This window comes from Streptomyces sp. NBC_01549 (assembly GCF_026339955.1).
In the GTDB taxonomy this organism is placed as follows: Bacteria; Actinomycetota; Actinomycetes; order Streptomycetales; family Streptomycetaceae; genus Streptomyces.
On the sequence record NZ_JAPEPW010000002.1, the window covers coordinates 245900 to 266234 of the forward strand.

The 20335-nt window shown below is 67.7% G+C and carries 15 protein-coding genes and 4 pseudogenes; 11 read left to right on the forward strand and 8 right to left on the reverse strand.

Annotated features, from left to right (window positions below; all coding sequences use genetic code 11):
- Positions 1-160: 160 nt before the first annotated feature.
- The 3 genes from OG819_RS35655 to OG819_RS35665 all read right to left on the reverse strand — a co-directional run bounded on the left by OG819_RS35655 (position 161) and on the right by OG819_RS35665 (position 2212).
- The gene (locus OG819_RS35655) at positions 161-925 is read right to left on the reverse strand and encodes an SDR family oxidoreductase (RefSeq protein WP_266653252.1); all 765 of its coding nucleotides are present in this window, start codon (positions 923-925) and stop codon (positions 161-163) included.
- On the reverse strand, positions 922-1602 hold the full coding sequence (locus tag OG819_RS35660; RefSeq protein WP_266653254.1) for a TetR/AcrR family transcriptional regulator: 681 nt from the start codon (positions 1600-1602) through the stop codon (positions 922-924). Before OG819_RS35660 ends, OG819_RS35655 begins: the two co-directional genes overlap by 4 nt.
- 484 nt (positions 1603-2086) lie before the next feature.
- Complete coding sequence (locus OG819_RS35665) at positions 2087-2212, reverse strand: hypothetical protein (RefSeq protein ID WP_266633815.1); 126 nt, start codon at positions 2210-2212, stop codon at positions 2087-2089.
- Positions 2213-2523: 311 nt separating this feature from the next.
- Between OG819_RS35665 and OG819_RS35670 the strand changes: the two genes are divergently transcribed.
- A complete protein-coding gene (locus tag OG819_RS35670) occupies positions 2524-2937 on the forward strand; it encodes a cupin domain-containing protein (RefSeq protein ID WP_266633813.1) in 414 nt (137 codons plus the stop codon).
- A 169-nt stretch (positions 2938-3106) separates the two neighbouring features.
- Here the strand turns inward: OG819_RS35670 and OG819_RS35675 are convergent, their stop codons facing one another.
- On the reverse strand, positions 3107-3322 hold the full coding sequence (locus OG819_RS35675; protein ID WP_266653256.1) for a hypothetical protein: 216 nt from the start codon (positions 3320-3322) through the stop codon (positions 3107-3109).
- A 487-nt stretch (positions 3323-3809) separates the two neighbouring features.
- On the opposite strand from OG819_RS35675, the pseudogene OG819_RS35680 reads away from it, so the two are divergent.
- The 6 genes and pseudogenes from OG819_RS35680 to OG819_RS35705 all read left to right on the forward strand — a co-directional run.
- Positions 3810-4049, forward strand: a pseudogene (locus tag OG819_RS35680) (hypothetical protein); the annotation flags it as partial.
- 1026 nt (positions 4050-5075) lie between these two features.
- On the forward strand, positions 5076-5816 hold the full coding sequence (locus tag OG819_RS35685) for a class I SAM-dependent methyltransferase (RefSeq protein WP_266653258.1): 741 nt from the start codon (positions 5076-5078) through the stop codon (positions 5814-5816).
- A gap of 201 nt (positions 5817-6017) precedes the next feature.
- Positions 6018-6491, forward strand: a complete 474-nt coding sequence (locus tag OG819_RS35690) for an NUDIX hydrolase (protein ID WP_266633809.1) — start codon at positions 6018-6020, stop codon at positions 6489-6491.
- 147 nt (positions 6492-6638) lie between these two features.
- On the forward strand, positions 6639-7613 hold the full coding sequence (locus OG819_RS35695; RefSeq protein WP_266653260.1) for a hypothetical protein: 975 nt from the start codon (positions 6639-6641) through the stop codon (positions 7611-7613).
- Positions 7614-7692: 79 nt separating this feature from the next.
- Positions 7693-8973, forward strand: a complete 1281-nt coding sequence (locus OG819_RS35700) for a tetratricopeptide repeat protein (RefSeq protein ID WP_266653262.1) — start codon at positions 7693-7695, stop codon at positions 8971-8973.
- A gap of 1085 nt (positions 8974-10058) precedes the next feature.
- Positions 10059-10370: pseudogene (locus OG819_RS35705) on the forward strand (transposase); the annotation flags it as partial.
- A 277-nt stretch (positions 10371-10647) separates the two neighbouring features.
- Here OG819_RS35705 and OG819_RS35710 read toward each other — a convergent pair.
- The 4 genes and pseudogenes from OG819_RS35710 to OG819_RS35725 form a co-directional block, all read right to left on the reverse strand.
- The gene (locus OG819_RS35710; RefSeq protein ID WP_266624488.1) at positions 10648-12045 is read right to left on the reverse strand and encodes an IS1380 family transposase; all 1398 of its coding nucleotides are present in this window, start codon (positions 12043-12045) and stop codon (positions 10648-10650) included.
- Between the two features lie 287 nt (positions 12046-12332).
- Positions 12333-13730, reverse strand: coding sequence for an IS1380 family transposase (locus OG819_RS35715; protein ID WP_266624488.1), 1398 nt, complete (start codon positions 13728-13730; stop codon positions 12333-12335).
- A gap of 287 nt (positions 13731-14017) precedes the next feature.
- Positions 14018-15415: an IS1380 family transposase gene (locus tag OG819_RS35720; RefSeq protein WP_266624488.1), complete on the reverse strand. Its 1398-nt coding sequence runs from the start codon at positions 15413-15415 to the stop codon at positions 14018-14020.
- Between the two features lie 225 nt (positions 15416-15640).
- Positions 15641-16398: pseudogene (locus OG819_RS35725) on the reverse strand (IS256 family transposase); the annotation flags it as partial.
- A gap of 200 nt (positions 16399-16598) precedes the next feature.
- On the opposite strand from OG819_RS35725, the gene OG819_RS35730 reads away from it, so the two are divergent.
- From OG819_RS35730 to OG819_RS35745, 4 genes and pseudogenes are all read left to right on the forward strand, one after another.
- Positions 16599-17354, forward strand: a complete 756-nt coding sequence (locus OG819_RS35730; RefSeq protein WP_266653264.1) for an IS30 family transposase — start codon at positions 16599-16601, stop codon at positions 17352-17354.
- A 318-nt stretch (positions 17355-17672) separates the two neighbouring features.
- Complete coding sequence (locus OG819_RS35735) at positions 17673-18251, forward strand: acyl-CoA dehydrogenase family protein (RefSeq protein WP_266653266.1); 579 nt, start codon at positions 17673-17675, stop codon at positions 18249-18251.
- A gap of 199 nt (positions 18252-18450) precedes the next feature.
- Positions 18451-19641 (forward strand): IS110 family transposase, encoded by a 1191-nt coding sequence (locus OG819_RS35740; protein ID WP_266653268.1) that lies wholly within the window; start codon positions 18451-18453, stop codon positions 19639-19641.
- 10 nt (positions 19642-19651) lie between these two features.
- Positions 19652-20335 (forward strand): annotated as a pseudogene (locus tag OG819_RS35745) (acyl-CoA dehydrogenase family protein); the annotation flags it as partial.

The following is a 20335-nucleotide window of genomic DNA, read 5'->3' on the forward strand; positions in this document are numbered from 1 at the left end:
GAACGCTTCCCTTGATCGTGTCAGTCAGCGTCATGCGCCCGCGCGTGCCGCGGGTCCGGCCACTGCGGCCCATGGTGCTGAGGTGACGATGTGCCGGATACGGTCCGGCCGCCGACCGAACCGGGGGCGGTATGGCCTCTGCGCGATGGACAGCGGGATGTCAGTACATGGTCATTCCGCCGTTGACGGCGGCCGTGGTGCCGGTCATGAAGGCGTTGTCCTCGCCCGCGTAGAAGGCGACCGCTTGGGCGACGTCGGCGGGGTGTGCCAGGCGGCCCAGGGGGGTGGCGGCCACCTGCCGCCGCTTGTGCTCCTCGTCGAACACATCCGTCATGCGGGCCATACGGGTGTCCTCCACCGGGCCGGCCGCGACGATGTTGACGGTGATGCCCTGCGGGCCCAGTTCCTGTGCGAGATACCGGCCGAACTGCTCCAGCGCCGCCTTGGACGTGCCCAGCGCGATCATGTTCTCCCGCGGCCGACGGCTGAGGCCGGTACTGATAAAGATGATGCGCCCCCAGCCCTGTTCGGTCATGGCGGGCAGGACCGCCTTGGTGACGGCGAACGCCGCATGCATCTCGGCGTCGAGCTTGCCCCCCAGTTCCTCCCACGTCATGTCCTGGAACGACTTGACCGCATACGGGATCAACGCGTTGTGCACCAGCACGCCAACGCCACCCCAGGCCGCCTGCACCTGCCCGACCATGTTCTCGACCGCGGCCACCTCGCGCACGTCGGCCTGTACGGCCATGGCCTGGCCGCCCGCGGCCTCGATGTCGGCGACGACCTCCTCGGCCGCCTTGCTGCTGCTGAGGTAGTTCACCACCACGCGCATCCCCCGCGCGGCCAGCAGGCGCGCGGTGGCCGCACCGATTCCACTGCTGGCCCCTGTCACCAATGCCACCCTGCCGGCTGTCCCGGTCATGAGCCCACCTCCTGCTCGTCATTGCGGGCCGTCGGCATGACCACCCGGGGTTGTCCATCGCCGATGCCGGTGTGTGCCGAGCGGATCGCCCCGTAGAGCACGGTGTCGACGGTCGCCCGCAGCAGATCCGCCGCGGTCGAGTCGAGTTCGTGCGGCAACTGCGAGGTGAGCAGCCGCTCCAACGCCCCACGGGTGATCTCACTCAGCAGCTCGGGCGGCGCCGACAGCAGTCCCTGCCGGTGTCCGTCCCGGAACAGTTCGTCGAGCCGCCGGTAGACCACCGCGTCCACACGCTGCTCCACGTACTCGCGCAGCATCACATCGCCCCGCCCCGACGCGAGCTGGGCCGAGCCGATCCGCCCGAGCTCACTGCCCGCCGCGATCAGAAACCGCTGGACCCGCACACCGAACGGCTGCCCGTCCGCGTCCTCGGCCGCCGCCACCAGCGTGCGCTCCACCGCGGCGAACGTCCGATCCAGCACCGCGGCCAGCAGACTGCGCTTGTCGGGGAAATGACGGTAGATCGTCTTCTTGCTCATCCCGAGCTCACGAGCGAGATCGTCCATACTCACCCGCGCGAAACCCGACGCGAAGAACAGCCGACCGGCCGCCTCCACGATCATGTCGGCACGCCGCCCGTCACGCTCGGAAACTTGAGAAACTGATTTGGTTTCCATGATGGCTCCCCACCCTTATGCTGTCAAAACATTCTTACCGGACATATTGGGCCATGTGACCGAATCCCGCGATCTTGGCCGACACGGAGGAAGAGGACGTGCGCGGCGTGGGCACGCGGTTTCTCCAGACGCAGGCCGGAGCAGATCACGCGGATGTGCCGACGATAGCGACCGACGCCATCCGCGTGTCCTGCGCCTGACGGCCGAGCCGGCTCACAGGAGAGCGCACACCTCAACGACCGCTCATCTCGGTGCCGATCTGCCGCCTTCCCCCTGGCGACACCGGAGCCGCCAGATGTTGAACAGCACCAGCGCCTACGAAATCGTGAACGCGACCGGGTCCTCTTGTCGCCGCGCCAACACCGTCTACCGCAGGCCAAGAAGGAGGAGAGACAGCACGACCCAATGAACGCGCCAAGGCCCTCCCACCGCCTTGTCAAGCCGCTTGGGCGAAGCCCTCGTAGGTCAAGTTCTCCGCACACAGTTACGTGAACTCCACCTCCGGCTGCGGCTCGTACGCCTCCGGCTGGATACCGAGCTCGTGCGTGGAGTACTCACCGAGCCGCTTGACGTGCTCGGTCACGCCGACGTCCACGAGTCCGGCGACCATGGGCCCTATGAGTACCCCTCGCCGATCTCCGGTCTTCTGCACCGACTTCGTCGTCCTGCCCGGCCGCTGGAGGCCGAGCGGACAACCCGGTCCGCCACGCAGCGGCCATCGCGGAATCCACTCACACCGCTGACACCACATCCTCAGGATGGCGGTGAACACCTGGCACCGGACGGGCGAGCTCAGCGCGCCCACCCGCTCGGGAGACCGGATCCCCCGGCGCGGCTCTGGGCAGGTGCGCCGCGCAGGGCTGTCACAAACGGAGAGGCCGCCTTGTCCTCACTATGAACAGTCCCTGTTTGGAGGAATACATGAGCGCTGAGCACGCACACCTGCCCCCAGGCGTTGAGGTGATCACTACCCTGCCGGAGGCGGCGTCCCGGATCCCGGCTGGCGCCGAGGCCAGGACCATCCGGGTCACCCTGCCGCCCGGTGACCTGGGCGCACCGCCGCACCGGCACCCCGGGCCACTGTTCGGCTACGTGACCCAGGGTGAGATCCTCTTCGAGCTGGAGGGGCAACTGCCCCGGGTGCTCAAGGCCGGTGACGCCGTGTTCGAACCCGGAGGCGACGTGATCCACTACCAGGGCGCCAACAACCTTCCGGACGCGCAGTCGGAGCTGGTGGTGACCATGTTCGCGCGGCCGGGTACCCCGATTCTGACCGTGGTCAGCGCGGAGGAGTTGGCCGAACGACGACACCTGCGGGTTACCCAGGCATGGTGACCACCACTATTCCGGATCTCTCTTTCCGCCTTGACCGAGCAGCGGTTGGCCGCCGTCAGGCAGGCTACTGAGGTTTTCGGATCGGGGTCATCGTGGTGAGGTCGGGTCGGGATGCATCCGGTCTCCGCGATGAAATCGCCGAGCAGTCCGAGCTGGTACTGCACCCGTTTCAGGCGGGTGCAGGCCAGTGCGGCGAGTCCCTCGATGCCGCACGGGCGAGGTTGCCCAGGCTGTTCTTCAGATGTACCCGTACACCCTCGGCCGGGTTGGGATCGGGCATCTGGGCGGGGAAGCGGAAGACCGTCAGCCACTGCCGGGCCTCGATCAGCTCGCTGGTCGACGGCCGGACCGAGGATCGGACTGACGAGCGGATCGCGGAGGCCACTACCGGATCCCCATGTCCATCACCACGAGGTGATGGCCTTCGCCCCTCCGCGGATTTCCCTGACCATCCGTCACGGGCCTGCCGACGCCACCGTGGAAGGCGGCTCGACGGTTGCACGAGGATGCGCAGAACTGCGCTTCGGGCCCGTCGCCATGCTGCACGCCAGGCAGTCACCACTACGACAAACGCATTGACTGCAAAGATCGCCAATGCGCTAGCCTGTTGCGATCATCAGGAGCCGGGCGGGGGCGGCCTTTTACGGATGGAGACAGGGGCGGACCCGGCCGGCGCGGGAAGGGGATGACGCGTGAGACTGGCCAAGACGCGGGCTGCCTGCGTCACGCTGTGTGCGTTCGGTCTGGCGTTCGTGACCGCGAACTCCGCGTACGCGGCGTACTGAAGTTACGGCGCCTACGAAGGCGGCGGATACGGGTACTGGAACTACGACCCGGGGCCCGATCCGATCGCCCAGGGCGGCCCCGATGCGCCCGGCGACTCCATAGCCGCCTGCGATGTCTCGGCGGATGGGTGGGGCATCGAGGTCCGGCTCGACATCAACCGGGACGGGGATATCGACCGCACCATCAGTACCCGCGGGCATGCCTCTCCGTACTGCTCGGACTGGTTGAGCGGCAACATCAAGGAAGACACCCCGGTCCGCGTGTGGGTTGTCAAAGTAAGCGGTAGCACGGATTACCACCCCGTCTACAAGGACGGCACCGCATAGAGCACACCCGCTTGAGCCGGATGTGGATGCCGGGCAGGACCTGGGCATCGTACGGCGGTGATCGCTCCAGCCTCCAGGCGGAGGCCCCACCCCTGGCTTGGCCCGTGTGCTGACACCTGAGCAGGACCGCGCCTTCTCTCCCGGCCCTCCCGAGGGAAGAACCGGGAGAGAAGGCGGCATTTGAGTGATCGGCAGCCCGAATTACGGCGTCGGCCCGACGGCGGCAGGGCTGCGGATCTGTGAGCCTTGTGCCGAGGCCGGCTTGAAGCCGTGGCCGGTGCCGTGGTGGAGACACCACCCGACCGGATCGCCACCAGATGTTCGGTCCCGAAACTCCTGCAACGCGACAACGGTCGTCAAGGAGGCGGCTACCGCCGAGCGGACCTGTTCGTGCGCGTACCGATCCGCTTGGGACCGACGCCGAGGGCTGCGACGGTGCGTGACCGGAATCGCGAAGGGGGTCGCTGTGCGGTCGCCCTGTCGTCCCACGGCAATCCTGTGGTGGCCAGCTGCGATCAGCCTGGCGACGGCGAGCGGCGCACACGGCGTAGCGGGCCGACGACATGGGCACCACCCAGTACGAGACGCACCCCTGCGGCGCGGGCTCTACGGCGTCCATCCGCGGCACTCCCAGGTGTGTCCCACGGCCGAGGACATCCACGTCCAGCGCCGCCGCCATTTCTCCGCTGTCTGATGCCACATCGTGGGCATGCTGGCGGACCCCAGCGCGTAATACCGGTGTCCATGCGGATCGCAGATAACCGGACCACCGTCAAGGACCTGGCCGAGGAACACGTCGACTGCCCACGGCTCCGCACTGCCGGTCAACGCGAGCACCACACGCCCGGGGATCCGTACGGCCGGTGTTTCGACAGCAGCCAGTGTTCAGCGGCCAATTGCCTGTCGGCGCTCCTCAGCAGCGTGAGCCGCGCCCCGGGGCCGTCGTGAGCCGTCGTTGATCAACACAGCCGCTCCGCAGCGATATTGACTGGTCGTACAGCCTCCGCTCCGCATAACTTCGGCAGCATGGCTGACGAGTGCTTCCGGCATCCACGGCTCGCCGCGATCTACGACCCCCTTGACCCCGATCGCACCGATCTCGATGCCTACGTGCGGATGACGGAGGAGTTCAAAGCGCGCCGGGTACTGGACATTGGATGTGGGACAGGTGTGTTCGCCCTCCTGCTGGCTGACCGCGGGATCGAGGTCATCGGTGTCGATTCCGCGTCCGCGTCCATCGATGTGGCCCGGGGAAAGCCGGGCAGCGAGCGAGTGCGCTGGATCTGCGGTGATGCGGCGGCACTTCCGTCGCTGCGGGTTGATCTGGCGACCATGACGGCGGACGTCGCCCAGGCCATCGTCGATCCGCAGGCGTGGAAGGAGACCTTGCGGGGCGCCTATGAAGCACTGCGTCCCGGCGGACATCTGGTGTTCGAGACCCGCGATCCGGCCAGGCGAGCCTGGGAAGAGTGGAACCGTGAGACTTCCTACGGCGTTACGGAGATCCCGGGCGTCGGCGCGGTCGAGAGCTGGGTCCAGTTGACCGAGGTGAGTTGGCCGCTGGTGACGTTCCGATGGACCTACGTGTTCGGCGCAGACGGGCAGATGCTGACGTCGGATTCAACCTTGCGCTTCCGTGAGCGGCTGGAGGTCGAAGCCCAGCTGGTCGCACAGGGCTATGTGGTGGAGGGCATTCGTGACGCGCCCGACCGGCCAGGCAAGGAGTTCGTTTTCCTTGCACGGCGTCCAAAGGCCAGCCGGGTCTGAGAGCCAGTGTGCGGGTCCGACGATGGGCCCGTTGAACTCCACCCGATTCCGGGCGGGCTTCGGAGCTCCAATTTCTCAGGTCTGACAGCCGGGCTTACCGATAGACCCCGGGGTATCCCATCCGCAGCGAATCAGCATACTTGCAAGTCCGGGACATGTAGGCCTTGGGCGTTGGGACAGCGCCCAGTGGGAGGTGCGGGAATGAGTCTCCGTCTGGCGGCGTACGCCGTGTGCATCGAGGACGGGCAGGTGCTGCTCGCCCGTCACGTACCGCCGAAGGGCGAGACCAACTGGACCCTTCCGGGCGGCAGGGTCGAGCACGCGGAGGATCCGTTCGATGCGGTGATCCGGGAGGTCGCTGAGGAGACCGGCTGCGAGGCGGTGGTCGAACGCCTGCTGGGCGTGGACTCAAGGGTGATCCCCGCAGCCGAACGCACCATCCCCGGCGGACCAAAGCACCAGAATATTGGCATCTTCTATCAAGTCCGTATCACCGGCGGCCAACTTCGGCCTGAGCCGAACGGCAAAACCGCCGAGTCGGTCTGGACTCCGATCCCCGATGTCGCCTGGCTTCGCCGGTCATCGCTGGTCGACATCGGAATCGCCCTGGCACAGACCCATCCGGCAACCGGCCACGTCGCTCCTGTCCCGGTCGGCGGCCTGATCCAGCACTGAGGCCGCCACCAAGAGGATCTGCTCGACGCGGGCACGGACCTGCCTCAACCCACCGCAACCCCCGGCCCGTCGCCGACTTCCTCGACCTCACCGCATGAGCGCCGTTCAGGCGGCGTCAAGCAGATCAGCAAGGCCTTCGGCGCCCGGGTGGACACCGCCGACCGGCCGACCGCGCTCGCCGACACCCGGGCTGATCTGCTGCTGTTCCCCTACGATTTCCGGCTCGGGGTGCGCAGCGCCGCCGAGCGGCTGCACACCGAGATCGAGGACCGGCTCGCCGCCATGTGCGGCACCGAGCGGGAGAAGGCGGGACGTGTCGTGGTGATCGGCCACTCCATGGGCGGTCTGGTGGCCAGGTACTGGCTGGGGCCGCTCGGTGGCGCGGACCGTTGTGCGGCGCTGATCACTCTGGGCGCCCCGCACCGGGGCGCACCAAAGGCGCTGGACTGGCTGGTCAACGGCATGCTGGGCGGCGGGGTGCCGTTCGGCAGGGCAAGCGCGGTGCTGCGGGAGTGGCAGTCGGTCTACGATCTGTTGCCCCGGTACCGCATGATCGCCCAGCCCGGCGGAACACCGCTTTACCCCTACGAACTGGGCCCCGCCGTCACGGCACGGGCGCCTGGCTTTTCCGCACGGGCGAAGGCCGCCTTCACACTGCACGAGGAGATCCGGGAGTTCTGGTCGCGCCCCGAACCCGGGATTGCGCTACCGAAGGTCACGGCGGTGTTCGCGCGCGGACACGGCACCCTGCACAGGGCCGCTGTCGTGGGCGACCGTCTTGAGGTCGGCGACAAAGATCCCGACTGGCTTCCCAACTCCGGCTGGGGCGGTGACGGCACGGTGCCCGCCATCTCCGCAATTCCAGTGGAGGCGGACAGTGACCGCAACGCATGGCGTGCAGTGCCGGTCAAGCATCTTGCGCTCGCCTCCGCACCGGAGGCACTGGAGAACCTCGCCATGATTACCAGCCCTTCCCTCAGTGCCGTGCTCGGTGACACCCCACAGAGTCCCTGGCTCGGGGTGGACCTCGACGACGTGCTGATCACGGGGACCACACCGTCTCTGCGGGTACGGCTGCTCGGGGCGGAGCGGGACCCGGCCACCCGTATCCACGCCGAGTGAGGCAGTGGCGGCGGCCGAGGAGGCAACGGGGATTTTCCGTGGTCTGGCCGACTCCAACGGAGCCGGCCATCGCGCCGACTTGGCCATCTGCCTGCATTCACTGGCCACCCGGCTGAAAAACGTGGGGCGCTATCCGGAGGCCCGAACGGCAGCGGCAGAAGCCGTGGACCGCTTCCGGGCGCTGGCCGAGGAGAATCGCGGCGCCCATCTGCCCGCTCTCGGCACCGCGTTGCGCACCCTGGCGGCGCAACTCGCCAACACCCGGGAGTGGGTGGACGCAGAACAGGCAGCAGCCGAAGCCCTCGCAGTACAACGTGAGTTGGTACAGGAGCAAGGAGACAGCCATCGGCCGGAACTTACCGCAGCACTGCACGGTCACTCCCTGCGCCTTGGTGCGCTGAGGCATGCCGCACGCGCCACGGAAACGGCAGAAGAGGCCGTCGCCTGCTACCGGGCCTTGTCGGAAACCGATCCCGAACGCCACCGGCTGCCGCTCGCGCAGGCACTGAACAACCTCGCCCACCGGCTCTCCCTCGCTCACCAGCACACCGAGGCGCTGGCAGTCAGCACGGAAGCACTGGAACACTTCCGCATCCTGGCCGACCAGAACGCAGCCCTGCACACCGAGCACTTCGCCATGGCCCTCAACAACAACGCGAACAAACTGGCGGAACTCGGTCGGCACCAGGAAGCCCTCCCGGCAGCCGATGAAGCTGTCCGCCACTTCCGTGTCCTGGCGTCCGCCCGCCCCGCCGTCCACCGGCTGCGCCTTGCAACTGCCCTGAGTACCCAAGCCCGGATGCTGCTGCAGGTGCGGCGGCAGGCAGAAGGCATCGTCAGCGCGTCGGAGTCCGTCGCGCTGCGCCGCGCGGAGGCGGCACTCGGCCCAGGTCGCCGCCCGCAGCTCGCGACTGGCCTCGCAAAATACTCCGACCAGCTGGCAAAGTCCGGTCATCGCGAGGAGGGACTCGTCGCAGCCGCGGAAGCTGTCGCACTCTGCCGAGGCTGGCAGATCCCGCGCCCAGACCTCGTCTCCCTCGCCGAGTTGCTGCACCCTCTGCTCGACCGTCTCTTCGAACTGGACTTCGACGACAAGGCTCTGCAGACAAGCAGGGAGATACTGCACCTCCGGCGCCGACTGGCCGCCGAGCGCTCAGCCCCCTACCCGCCAGCCGCGACCGCCCTGTACAACGTGGCCGTAGCCCTCGACGCCCTTGGGCGTCGAGGTGAGGCATTGCCGCTCCTCGACGAAGCGGTGGGAATCTGCCGTGAGGCGGTGTTCACCCGCAGCACCCCTTCCCGACGGGAGCTTCTCGCTGACACCGAGCAGTTCCGAGCATCACTCCTGCGGGGCGACTGACGGACGTGGCTCGGCCCATTCCATGAGCCCTTCCCCACTTCGCCAGGTTTCCTGACGCGCATCACCCCTGACTGAGGCGGATGAAGACACAGAGGGCAGCCTGCCGGACGGCGCCTACCCGTTCCCATGGATCGAGCAGATTGAGGACTCCCTGGCCGAGGGTAATTCTTCCGCTGCCTGCGGCCTGAGGCGCAGTGCGGGTTTCCCCCACGCGCTAGGTATCAGGTCGGTGTGGGCCTCGCCCGCTCTGCCGGGTACGTTCACCTCGTGTGCTACTACGCCGAGAAGCCCTACAAGCTGCATTACGCGTGCGTGCCCTGCCGCGTCGCGTTCAAGCGGCACCCCAGGCCCGGCGAGCACCGATGCCCTCGATGCTCAGGGCCGCTGGTCTGTGCCGGTCACGACTTCGCGACACCACGGCGCCGCGACACCAAGGCATGGACGGTCGTGGCTGCGGTTCTCAACGCCGGACTGCGTTACGAGGGCCGCGAACCGTGCGGCTGCGGCAAGGAACCCAAGTTCCGTCCTCGCACCCGAGCTCAGCTGCGAGCACGTCGAATCGCAGCAGCCCGAACCGGCACGCGTCTTGCCGACATGTTGGGACGCGCAGATCTACAGGCGTCCGGCCCCGTAGGCGTGGTCTGAGGCATCCGAGACAGTCGTCGGTCAGTCCTCCACAGCAGGAGAGCGAAGCGGCCGTCGGTGCAACCGCGTCACCTCCGGATCCGGATCGCTCGGCTGGGGAGCCTCCAGGAGTCCCCCGAGGCCAACTCGTTCGACGGGCAGAAGCCGTGGCGACTCCTCCGCGGGCGGCGTGCTGCTGGTGGCGGTCGGGCCCGTGCCGAGTCGGCGTCGCGTGATGCTCATAGCGACAGTCTGGCGCATGCCCCTCCGACGTCTTGGCCCGGAGCGTCGTCCCGGCCCTGGATGTGCCGGGCCATCCTGGTCAAACGCGCGTCCCCGAGCGGTAGGTCGATCTGGAAGTGGGACTCCTTCAGGGGGCTCAGGCCGCCACCCCGACTCGAAGGGCGCGCCGATGTACTGGTCGGTTGTATGGCCCTGGACGTCGCCGGGACGCAGTGCGTCGGCGCGGGCACGGCTCGATGTACGACGCACTGAACCGTGGGAACGTCGATGTGCCCCCGCTGCGGCAGGTGCCGGCCGGCCTGCCCCTGCCGCAGGCCGCCGACCGACGCCCGGTCTGGCGGTCGACAGCGGCCACTGGATACGCACCGACCGGCGCCGACCGCCTGTTCTGCCACGTCTACGGCCGCAGCGGCCGGTCCTCGGAGCAGTTCGTGCCTGGCTGGCCGTACTCCTTCGTCGCCGCCCGGGATGCAGGCCGGACGTCCTGGTGCCAGCTCCGGCACGCCCTGCGTCTGGGCCCGGCCGACGACACCACTGACGCCCCGCGCATGACTCACCTCCTGAATGACCGCAGTTGCGGCAGCCGAGACGCCACTGGGTGTGCGATGCACTGACGCACCACGACAGGTCGGGGCTGAGACCCTAAGCCTTGATCCACCGACGTGGTCTGAAAATGATCTTCTGACTGATCCTGAGCCGGTTTCGGGGCGGTGATTGTGGGCGGGCAGGTGGCACCCGCTGGTCTGCCCAGCATTTCCACGTTGTTCGGTTCCGGTTGGGCCTTGGCGGGCGGGGTGGGCAGGGTCGTCAGGCGGGTCCGGGTGGGTCGTGGGCGGTGTCGAAAAGATGTGTCCAGGCGTGCTGCCAGGGCCAGTTGTGTGGCAGGTGCAGGGTGATACGCCGTGCGGAGCGGGCGATCCGGGCCGGAATCTGGACCAGGTGGGCACGGAGAGTGGCGGTGGTGGCCTTGGCGTGGAAGGCGGAGGTGAGCGCGCCGGTGGCCCGCAGCAGGTTGTAGGTCATGGCCCACAGGGTGAGCCAGGCGGCGTTGGCGTGGAAGTGTCCGGAAGGCAGGTGGGTCAGTGCGGAGGCTTTGCTGTCGGCGATGACCTGTTCGACCACCGCGTGGTGGCGGTGTTCCCGCTCGGCCTGGAGGGTGGGGGCGGGGTTGTCGGTGAAGAACGGGTGGTAACGCCAGACGGGGAACAGTTCGCCCTGCTCACCTACGACGGCGGGTTTGGCGAGGTCACGGACCCGGCGGACGATCAGCCGGGCGGTGACTTGCTCGCTCTTCTTGCGGCTCGCGAAGGCGGTGTAGGCGGGCATCTCGGCGACTTCGGCGTCCGAAATGAGTTCGCCGGTCTCGGGGTCTGGCACCGCGGTCGGGTAGGTGATCTGCTGCCATGCTTCGGTGGGAATGGCGAGGACGGCCCGTTTGATGGAGGGGTTCATGCCGGTGGTGATCGAGAAGTGGGCTCCGGCCCGGCGGCAGGCGGCGATCACACCGGCGTTGTAGAACTGCGAATCGGCGCGCAGGATGCGGGTGCCGGTGCAGCCGGCCTCCCGGGCGGTGGCCAGGGCTTCGCTGACGAACTTCGGGGCGCCGCGGGAGTCGGCTGCCTTGCCGCGGCGCATGCGGACTCCGGCGATCACCGGGCGGGAGCCGGGCGTGCAGATGGTGGCGAGCAGGGGGTGGAGGGTGCGGATGCCCTTGAACCGGCCGTACTCGGCACCCTGTTTGGCCCGGCCGTAGACCCGTTTATGGGTGGAGTCGACATCAATGAATGCCATCGCGTCGGCGCCGGGCAGCAGCGGGGTATGCGCGGCCAGCGCGCCAAGGAACCGGCGGTGAACGGCGTGCAGTTGGAGAGCGTGACCGTGGGTGAACGAGCGCAGGAACGTGCCCAGCGTGGACGGGGCACGAATGCCCGCGAACACGGCCGTCATCGCACCATGGCGCAGAACGTTCAGGTCGTCGATGCTGTCCGCACCTGCGGCCATGCCCGCGACGATGCTGGTGACCTTGGCGTCCGCCGCCGCCCCCGCGCTGTTGCTCGCGCCGGTCAGCTTCACGTTCTCGGCCACCAGACGCGAAAGACCGCCCCGCTCGGCCAGGCGCATCACCGGGACCAGCCCGGCATACGCGATCAGATTCGGGTCATCGAACGCAGCGGAGACCGCCGCCGATGTATGGGAAACTTTCATCTCGGAAGTGCCTTGCCGATCGTGCGTGCTGGAAGCCTGAAGAACTCCCATCATCGCAGGTCACAAGGCACTTCCTCGTTTTTCTAGCCGCTATCCACAAGACGCCGGCCGGTGGATCAAGGCTAAGCCTTGATCCACCGACGTGGTCTGAAAATGATCTTCTGACTGATCCTGAGCCGGTTTCGGGGCGGTGATTGTGGGCGGGCAGGTGGCACCCGCTGGTCTGCCCAGCATTTCCACGTTGTTCGGTTCCGGTTGGGCCTTGGCGGGCGGGGTGGGCAGGGTCGTCAGGCGGGTCCGGGTGGGTCGTGGGCGGTGTCGAAAAGATGTGTCCAGGCGTGCTGCCAGGGCCAGTTGTGTGGCAGGTGCAGGGTGATACGCCGTGCGGAGCGGGCGATCCGGGCCGGAATCTGGACCAGGTGGGCACGGAGAGTGGCGGTGGTGGCCTTGGCGTGGAAGGCGGAGGTGAGCGCGCCGGTGGCCCGCAGCAGGTTGTAGGTCATGGCCCACAGGGTGAGCCAGGCGGCGTTGGCGTGGAAGTGTCCGGAAGGCAGGTGGGTCAGTGCGGAGGCTTTGCTGTCGGCGATGACCTGTTCGACCACCGCGTGGTGGCGGTGTTCCCGCTCGGCCTGGAGGGTGGGGGCGGGGTTGTCGGTGAAGAACGGGTGGTAACGCCAGACGGGGAACAGTTCGCCCTGCTCACCTACGACGGCGGGTTTGGCGAGGTCACGGACCCGGCGGACGATCAGCCGGGCGGTGACTTGCTCGCTCTTCTTGCGGCTCGCGAAGGCGGTGTAGGCGGGCATCTCGGCGACTTCGGCGTCCGAAATGAGTTCGCCGGTCTCGGGGTCTGGCACCGCGGTCGGGTAGGTGATCTGCTGCCATGCTTCGGTGGGAATGGCGAGGACGGCCCGTTTGATGGAGGGGTTCATGCCGGTGGTGATCGAGAAGTGGGCTCCGGCCCGGCGGCAGGCGGCGATCACACCGGCGTTGTAGAACTGCGAATCGGCGCGCAGGATGCGGGTGCCGGTGCAGCCGGCCTCCCGGGCGGTGGCCAGGGCTTCGCTGACGAACTTCGGGGCGCCGCGGGAGTCGGCTGCCTTGCCGCGGCGCATGCGGACTCCGGCGATCACCGGGCGGGAGCCGGGCGTGCAGATGGTGGCGAGCAGGGGGTGGAGGGTGCGGATGCCCTTGAACCGGCCGTACTCGGCACCCTGTTTGGCCCGGCCGTAGACCCGTTTATGGGTGGAGTCGACATCAATGAATGCCATCGCGTCGGCGCCGGGCAGCAGCGGGGTATGCGCGGCCAGCGCGCCAAGGAACCGGCGGTGAACGGCGTGCAGTTGGAGAGCGTGACCGTGGGTGAACGAGCGCAGGAACGTGCCCAGCGTGGACGGGGCACGAATGCCCGCGAACACGGCCGTCATCGCACCATGGCGCAGAACGTTCAGGTCGTCGATGCTGTCCGCACCTGCGGCCATGCCCGCGACGATGCTGGTGACCTTGGCGTCCGCCGCCGCCCCCGCGCTGTTGCTCGCGCCGGTCAGCTTCACGTTCTCGGCCACCAGACGCGAAAGACCGCCCCGCTCGGCCAGGCGCATCACCGGGACCAGCCCGGCATACGCGATCAGATTCGGGTCATCGAACGCAGCGGAGACCGCCGCCGATGTATGGGAAACTTTCATCTCGGAAGTGCCTTGCCGATCGTGCGTGCTGGAAGCCTGAAGAACTCCCATCATCGCAGGTCACAAGGCACTTCCTCGTTTTTCTAGCCGCTATCCACAAGACGCCGGCCGGTGGATCAAGGCTAAGCCTTGATCCACCGACGTGGTCTGAAAATGATCTTCTGACTGATCCTGAGCCGGTTTCGGGGCGGTGATTGTGGGCGGGCAGGTGGCACCCGCTGGTCTGCCCAGCATTTCCACGTTGTTCGGTTCCGGTTGGGCCTTGGCGGGCGGGGTGGGCAGGGTCGTCAGGCGGGTCCGGGTGGGTCGTGGGCGGTGTCGAAAAGATGTGTCCAGGCGTGCTGCCAGGGCCAGTTGTGTGGCAGGTGCAGGGTGATACGCCGTGCGGAGCGGGCGATCCGGGCCGGAATCTGGACCAGGTGGGCACGGAGAGTGGCGGTGGTGGCCTTGGCGTGGAAGGCGGAGGTGAGCGCGCCGGTGGCCCGCAGCAGGTTGTAGGTCATGGCCCACAGGGTGAGCCAGGCGGCGTTGGCGTGGAAGTGTCCGGAAGGCAGGTGGGTCAGTGCGGAGGCTTTGCTGTCGGCGATGACCTGTTCGACCACCGCGTGGTGGCGGTGTTCCCGCTCGGCCTGGAGGGTGGGGGCGGGGTTGTCGGTGAAGAACGGGTGGTAACGCCAGACGGGGAACAGTTCGCCCTGCTCACCTACGACGGCGGGTTTGGCGAGGTCACGGACCCGGCGGACGATCAGCCGGGCGGTGACTTGCTCGCTCTTCTTGCGGCTCGCGAAGGCGGTGTAGGCGGGCATCTCGGCGACTTCGGCGTCCGAAATGAGTTCGCCGGTCTCGGGGTCTGGCACCGCGGTCGGGTAGGTGATCTGCTGCCATGCTTCGGTGGGAATGGCGAGGACGGCCCGTTTGATGGAGGGGTTCATGCCGGTGGTGATCGAGAAGTGGGCTCCGGCCCGGCGGCAGGCGGCGATCACACCGGCGTTGTAGAACTGCGAATCGGCGCGCAGGATGCGGGTGCCGGTGCAGCCGGCCTCCCGGGCGGTGGCCAGGGCTTCGCTGACGAACTTCGGGGCGCCGCGGGAGTCGGCTGCCTTGCCGCGGCGCATGCGGACTCCGGCGATCACCGGGCGGGAGCCGGGCGTGCAGATGGTGGCGAGCAGGGGGTGGAGGGTGCGGATGCCCTTGAACCGGCCGTACTCGGCACCCTGTTTGGCCCGGCCGTAGACCCGTTTATGGGTGGAGTCGACATCAATGAATGCCATCGCGTCGGCGCCGGGCAGCAGCGGGGTATGCGCGGCCAGCGCGCCAAGGAACCGGCGGTGAACGGCGTGCAGTTGGAGAGCGTGACCGTGGGTGAACGAGCGCAGGAACGTGCCCAGCGTGGACGGGGCACGAATGCCCGCGAACACGGCCGTCATCGCACCATGGCGCAGAACGTTCAGGTCGTCGATGCTGTCCGCACCTGCGGCCATGCCCGCGACGATGCTGGTGACCTTGGCGTCCGCCGCCGCCCCCGCGCTGTTGCTCGCGCCGGTCAGCTTCACGTTCTCGGCCACCAGACGCGAAAGACCGCCCCGCTCGGCCAGGCGCATCACCGGGACCAGCCCGGCATACGCGATCAGATTCGGGTCATCGAACGCAGCGGAGACCGCCGCCGATGTATGGGAAACTTTCATCTCGGAAGTGCCTTGCCGATCGTGCGTGCTGGAAGCCTGAAGAACTCCCATCATCGCAGGTCACAAGGCACTTCCTCGTTTTTCTAGCCGCTATCCACAAGACGCCGGCCGGTGGATCAAGGCTAAGGCACAGGCTCAGAAGCTGGGCCATGTTCCGTGACCGAAGGCGCTCAGATTGTGTGGCGTGGGTCTGTCCAGCCAACGGTGTAACTCGGGTGGTGTGAGTTAGCGGCGGCCGACGCAGAGTCGGCCGTCGAAGGCGATGTCGAAGGCCTGGAGTGCGGGCTTCCAGCGCATGGTCCAGCGTTTGCGTCCCTGCCCGGTGGGGTCCAGGCTCATGACGGCGAGATAGACGCACTTGAGAGCCGCGGCCTCGTTCGGCAAGTGCCCGCGGGCCCGGACCGCTTTGCGTATGCGCGCGTTCACGCTCTCGATCGCATTCGTGGTGCAGACAACGCGTCGGATCTCCGTGTCGAACTGGAGGAACGGCACGAACTCCGCCCAGGCGTTCTCCCAAAGCCGCACGATCGCCGGATACTTCGCGCCCCACTCCTCCTGGAAGTCCAGGAAGCGGTCCTCGGCGGCCTTTGCCGTCGGCGCGGTGTAGACCGGCTTGAGCGCGCGGGAGATCTTGTCCCAGTCCTGGCGGCCCGCGTAGCGGAACGAGGCCCGGATCAAATGGACGACACAGGTCTGCGTGACTGCCTGCGGCCAGACCGCCGAGATGGAGTCGGACAGGAGTCGGACACGCCCTTCAGGCCGTCGCAGACCACCATGCACACGTCCTCGACGCCGCGGTTCTTGATCTCGGTCAGAACCTGGAGCCCGTACTTGGCGCCCTCGCCGCCGTCGCCGGCCCACAGACCGAGGATGTCCCGGGTGCCGTCCACGGTCACCGCGAGGGCAACGTAGATCGGCCGGTTCGCCACCTGCCCGTCGCGGACCTTCACGTGCACGCGGTCGATGAAGATCACGGGGTAGACCGCTTGATTTCCACCGATGGTTGCGAACGGCCGGGAAGGAGATCGTTCGCATGCCTCGTGGAGGAGCCAATCGCAAGCCGACGGCAGCCAGACAGCGGTACTTCGAACTGGTGCGCCAGGGCCTGAAAGGGGCCGCAGCCGCCCGCCAAGTGGGCGTATCCACCAGCTGCGGATCCAAGTGGTTCATCGAAGCTGGAAGCATGATCATCCCAGATACCTCCGTGGCACCACGCTTCCTCACTCAAGACGACCGCATCGCCATCGCCGACGGCCTGCGTGCCGAAAAGGCTCCCGCAGCGATCGCCGCCGCGATCGGGAAGAGCACGTCCACCGTCTACCGGGAGATCGGCCGGGGCGGGAAGGGCGACGGCAGCTATGACCCCTGGTGGGCGCACAACCAGGCACTGCTGCGCAGACAGCGCCCGAAGACCGAGAAGATCCGGGAACATGCTCCGTTGCGCTCCGTGGTCCGTGACAAGCTCGACAAGGGGTGGTCACCGCAGCAGATCTCCCGCTACCTGCGGCGGCAGTACCCCGACCAGCCACGGATGCACGCCTGCCCAGAGACGATCTACCGCGGGCTGTTCGCCGGGCTCCTGGGGCGGCGCCAGGGCCGGCTGCGGACCGGGCGTACGCGACGCAGGAGGCAGCGCCGGGGCGTCCCGTCACCCAACAAGATCAAGAACATGACGTTGATCCATAACCGACCCACCATTGTCAACGAACGTACCAGGCCGGGAGATTGGGAAGGAGATCTCACCATCGGCCGCGGCCAGCGGTCAGCGATCGGGACGCTGGTCGACCGTGCGACGCGCTTCGTCCGCCTGATCCACCTGCCGGACGGGTGGAAAGCCCACCGGACCGCCCACGAGGAGATGCCTGCGTTGCCCGTATGCCTCGCGGTCGAAGGCGGCCTGACGCTCCGACAGCCCCGCCTCAGCCGATGGCCGCGCTGATCCCCTCGGGGACGGGGATCACCGCGCGGATCCCGCGATCTCGGAGTGCCCACGGACAGCGCGTCTCCCACTCACCAGCAGGCTTGCCCGCGTCCCTCTCCGCCACCGCGCAGTCCTGCCTCACCTCTCCCGCAGCGGGCGGCAACGGGCCACTGGGGTGGCTCGCGGCGACAACGGCGCCCCCGCGCGGCGCGGGTCCGGGGGACCAGCCCAAGATCCGCGTTTAATCGCGCCAGAGAACCGCACCGCCGGGCGCCGAGAGCGCTGACGGGCGCGCGGATCTCCGGGCCACGCCCCGCAGGCTTGAGGGAGATAACAATGAGTGGCACAACGACCTTGCCGACACCGTCCGGTCCGTACCTGGAGAAAGGGCTGCTGCCGGCCGACTTCTACGCCCACGAGGAACTGCTGCCGGACAAGGATCGGGAGAAGATCGAGTCCGTCCGCGAGTTCCTTCGCACGCAGGCCGCCCCGATCGTCGACGACTACTGGGCCCGGGCCGAGTTCCCCTTCCAGCTGGTCGAGGGCTTCGGGAGGCTCGGTCTTGTGGACTGGGCCGACCCGGACTCCCCGGAATCCAGGCCGAGCAACCTCCTCATGGGATTCCTCGCGCTGGAGTTGGCGCACGTCGACGCGTCCTTGGCGACGTTCTCCGGCGTGCACACCGGTCTGGCCATGGGCACCATCCTCACCTGCGGCTCCGACGAACAGAAGCGGCGGTGGCTGCCGACGATGAGCCGCTTCGAGAAGATCGGCGCCTTCGCGTTGACCGAGCCGCATGGTGGTTCCGACGTGGCCGGCGGCCTGCAGACGACCGCGCGCCGCGACGGCGACGGATGGATCCTCGACGGAGCCAAGCGGTCCTACCTTGTTCGTGGGTTGGACGGGCCGTCGTAAGGTCCAGAGACCCAGAGACACCGGGTATGGCTTCCAAGCGGTTGCCCTCGATGGTTCCATCCACCTGGCCGCCCGGTGTCTCACGACGACTCGGCCGCTGATTAGGAGCTGCGAACGCCTTCGAGCGGATCGCTGAGTAGGACCACGCCGGCGAGGTCGTCCGGGAGAACAGAGCGTCATCGAACGACCGGAGGAACAGGTGGCCCAGATCTGGGCGGGTACGGACATCGGCAAGACCCATCACCACTGCGTGGTCCTCAACGCGGAGGGCGTACGGTTGCTGTCGCGACGGGTCTTGAACGACGAGCCGGAGCTGCTGGCCCTGCTCGCCGATGTGCTGGCCCTCGACGAGGACGTGGTCTGGGCGGTCGACGTTGCCGACGGCATGGCCGCACTGTGGATCAGCCTCTTGCTCAACCACGGCCAGCACCTCGTCTACATACCCGGCCTGGCGGTTAACCGGGCTTCGGCCGGATACCGGGGCATGGGCAAGACCGACGCGAAGGACGCCACCGTCATCGCCGACCAGGCCCGGATGCGCCGAGACCTGACCGTCCTGAAGCCGGACGACGAGCACGCCATCGAACTGCGGATCCTCACCAGCCGTCGGGCCGACCTGAACGCCGACCGCACCCGCCGGATCAACCGCCTGCGCGGCCAACTCACCAGCATCTTCCCGGCCTTGGAGCGAGTCCTCGACCTGGGCAACGCCGGGCCGCTGATTCTGCTGACCGGCTATCAGACGCCGGCCGCTCTGCGTCGAACTGGCCGCAGGCGCCTGGAGACCTGGCTGCGGAACCGTAACACCCGCAGTCCCGAAGCCCTGGCCGAGGTCGCCCTGGAAGCGGCTGAGCGCCAGCACACCGCCGTCCCCGGGGAGAAGATCACGGCGCAGGTGATCCATACCCTGGCCAAGGAGGTGATGAGCCTCAACGAGCAGATCACCGAGATCGACAAGCTCATTGCGGCCCGGTTTCGCGACCACGAACTCGCCGAAGTAATCTCCAGCATGCCCGGCATCGGCCCACTGCTGGGCGCGGAGTTCCTCGCCGCCACCGCCGGCGACATGAGCCGCTACGGCACCGCTGACCGCCTGGCCAGCCTTGCCGGAGTCGCTCCGGTCCCCCGGGACTCGGGCAACATCAGTGGCAACCTGCACAGGCCCAGGCGCTATCACCGCGGGCTGCAACGCGTCTTCTACACCTCCGCGCTGATCAGCATCCGCAGCTGCGACCAGTCGCGTCGTTTCTACGAACGCAAGCGCGCCGAAGGCAAGCGGCACATCCAGGCCGTCCTCGCCCTGGCCCGACGACGCGTGAACGTCCTGTGGGCTCTCATCCGTGACGGACAGTGCTACCAAAGCAACCTCCCCGTCACTGCTGCGGCTTGACAACATCATTAGGAGGTGGATCGGCAACGCGACGTTCGCCGACCTGGTCGTCGTCTGGGCCCGCGATGCCGAGACGCAGCACGTGCTGGGCTTCGTCGTGGAGAAGGACACCCCCGGGTTCACCGCGACGAAGATCGAGAACAAGATGGCGCTGCGGATCGTACAGAACGCCGACATCGTGCTCGACGGCTGCCGTGTTCCGGAGGCCAACAGGCTGCAGAACGCGAACTCGTTCAAGGACACCGCCAAGATCCTGCGCCAGACCCGCAGCGGCGTGGCGTGGCAGGCGGTGGGAGTGATGTTCGGCGCCTACGAGATCGCCCTGAAGTACGCGAAGGAGCGCGAGCAGTTCGGACGCCCGATCGGAGGCTTCCAGCTCGTACAGGACCTGCTGGTGAAGATGCTCGGCAATGCCACGGCCTCGTGCGGGATGATGACGCGCCTGGCCCAGTTACAGGACTCCGGGGTGTACCGGGACGAACAGTCCGCCCTGGCGAAGGCCTACTGCACGGTGCGGATGCGCGAGAGCGTGGGGTGGGCGCGGGAACTGCTGGCAGGCAACGGCATCGTCCTCGACTACAAGATCGGCCGCTTCGTCGCCGAGGCCATCTACTCGTACGAAGGCACCCGGGAGATCCAGACCCTCATCGTCGGACGTGCCGTGACCGGCGGCCTCAGCGCCTTCGTGAGGTGA

Excerpts from the sequence above, each read along its gene's own strand:
- OG819_RS35715 (WP_266624488.1), bottom strand. The coding sequence starts at position 13,730 with ATGAAAGTTTCCCATACATCGGCGGCGGTCTCCGCTGCGTTCGATGAC.
- OG819_RS35670 (WP_266633813.1), top strand. The coding sequence starts at position 2,524 with ATGAGCGCTGAGCACGCACACCTGCCCCCAGGCGTTGAGGTGATCACT.
- OG819_RS35665 (WP_266633815.1), bottom strand. The coding sequence starts at position 2,212 with ATGGTCGCCGGACTCGTGGACGTCGGCGTGACCGAGCACGTCAAGCGG.
- OG819_RS35710 (WP_266624488.1), bottom strand. The coding sequence starts at position 12,045 with ATGAAAGTTTCCCATACATCGGCGGCGGTCTCCGCTGCGTTCGATGAC.
- OG819_RS35720 (WP_266624488.1), bottom strand. The coding sequence starts at position 15,415 with ATGAAAGTTTCCCATACATCGGCGGCGGTCTCCGCTGCGTTCGATGAC.
- OG819_RS35735 (WP_266653266.1), top strand. The coding sequence starts at position 17,673 with ATGAGTGGCACAACGACCTTGCCGACACCGTCCGGTCCGTACCTGGAG.
- OG819_RS35730 (WP_266653264.1), top strand. The coding sequence starts at position 16,599 with ATGATCATCCCAGATACCTCCGTGGCACCACGCTTCCTCACTCAAGAC.
- OG819_RS35660 (WP_266653254.1), bottom strand. The coding sequence starts at position 1,602 with ATGGAAACCAAATCAGTTTCTCAAGTTTCCGAGCGTGACGGGCGGCGT.
- OG819_RS35655 (WP_266653252.1), bottom strand. The coding sequence starts at position 925 with ATGACCGGGACAGCCGGCAGGGTGGCATTGGTGACAGGGGCCAGCAGT.
- OG819_RS35690 (WP_266633809.1), top strand. The coding sequence starts at position 6,018 with ATGAGTCTCCGTCTGGCGGCGTACGCCGTGTGCATCGAGGACGGGCAG.
- OG819_RS35685 (WP_266653258.1), top strand. The coding sequence starts at position 5,076 with ATGGCTGACGAGTGCTTCCGGCATCCACGGCTCGCCGCGATCTACGAC.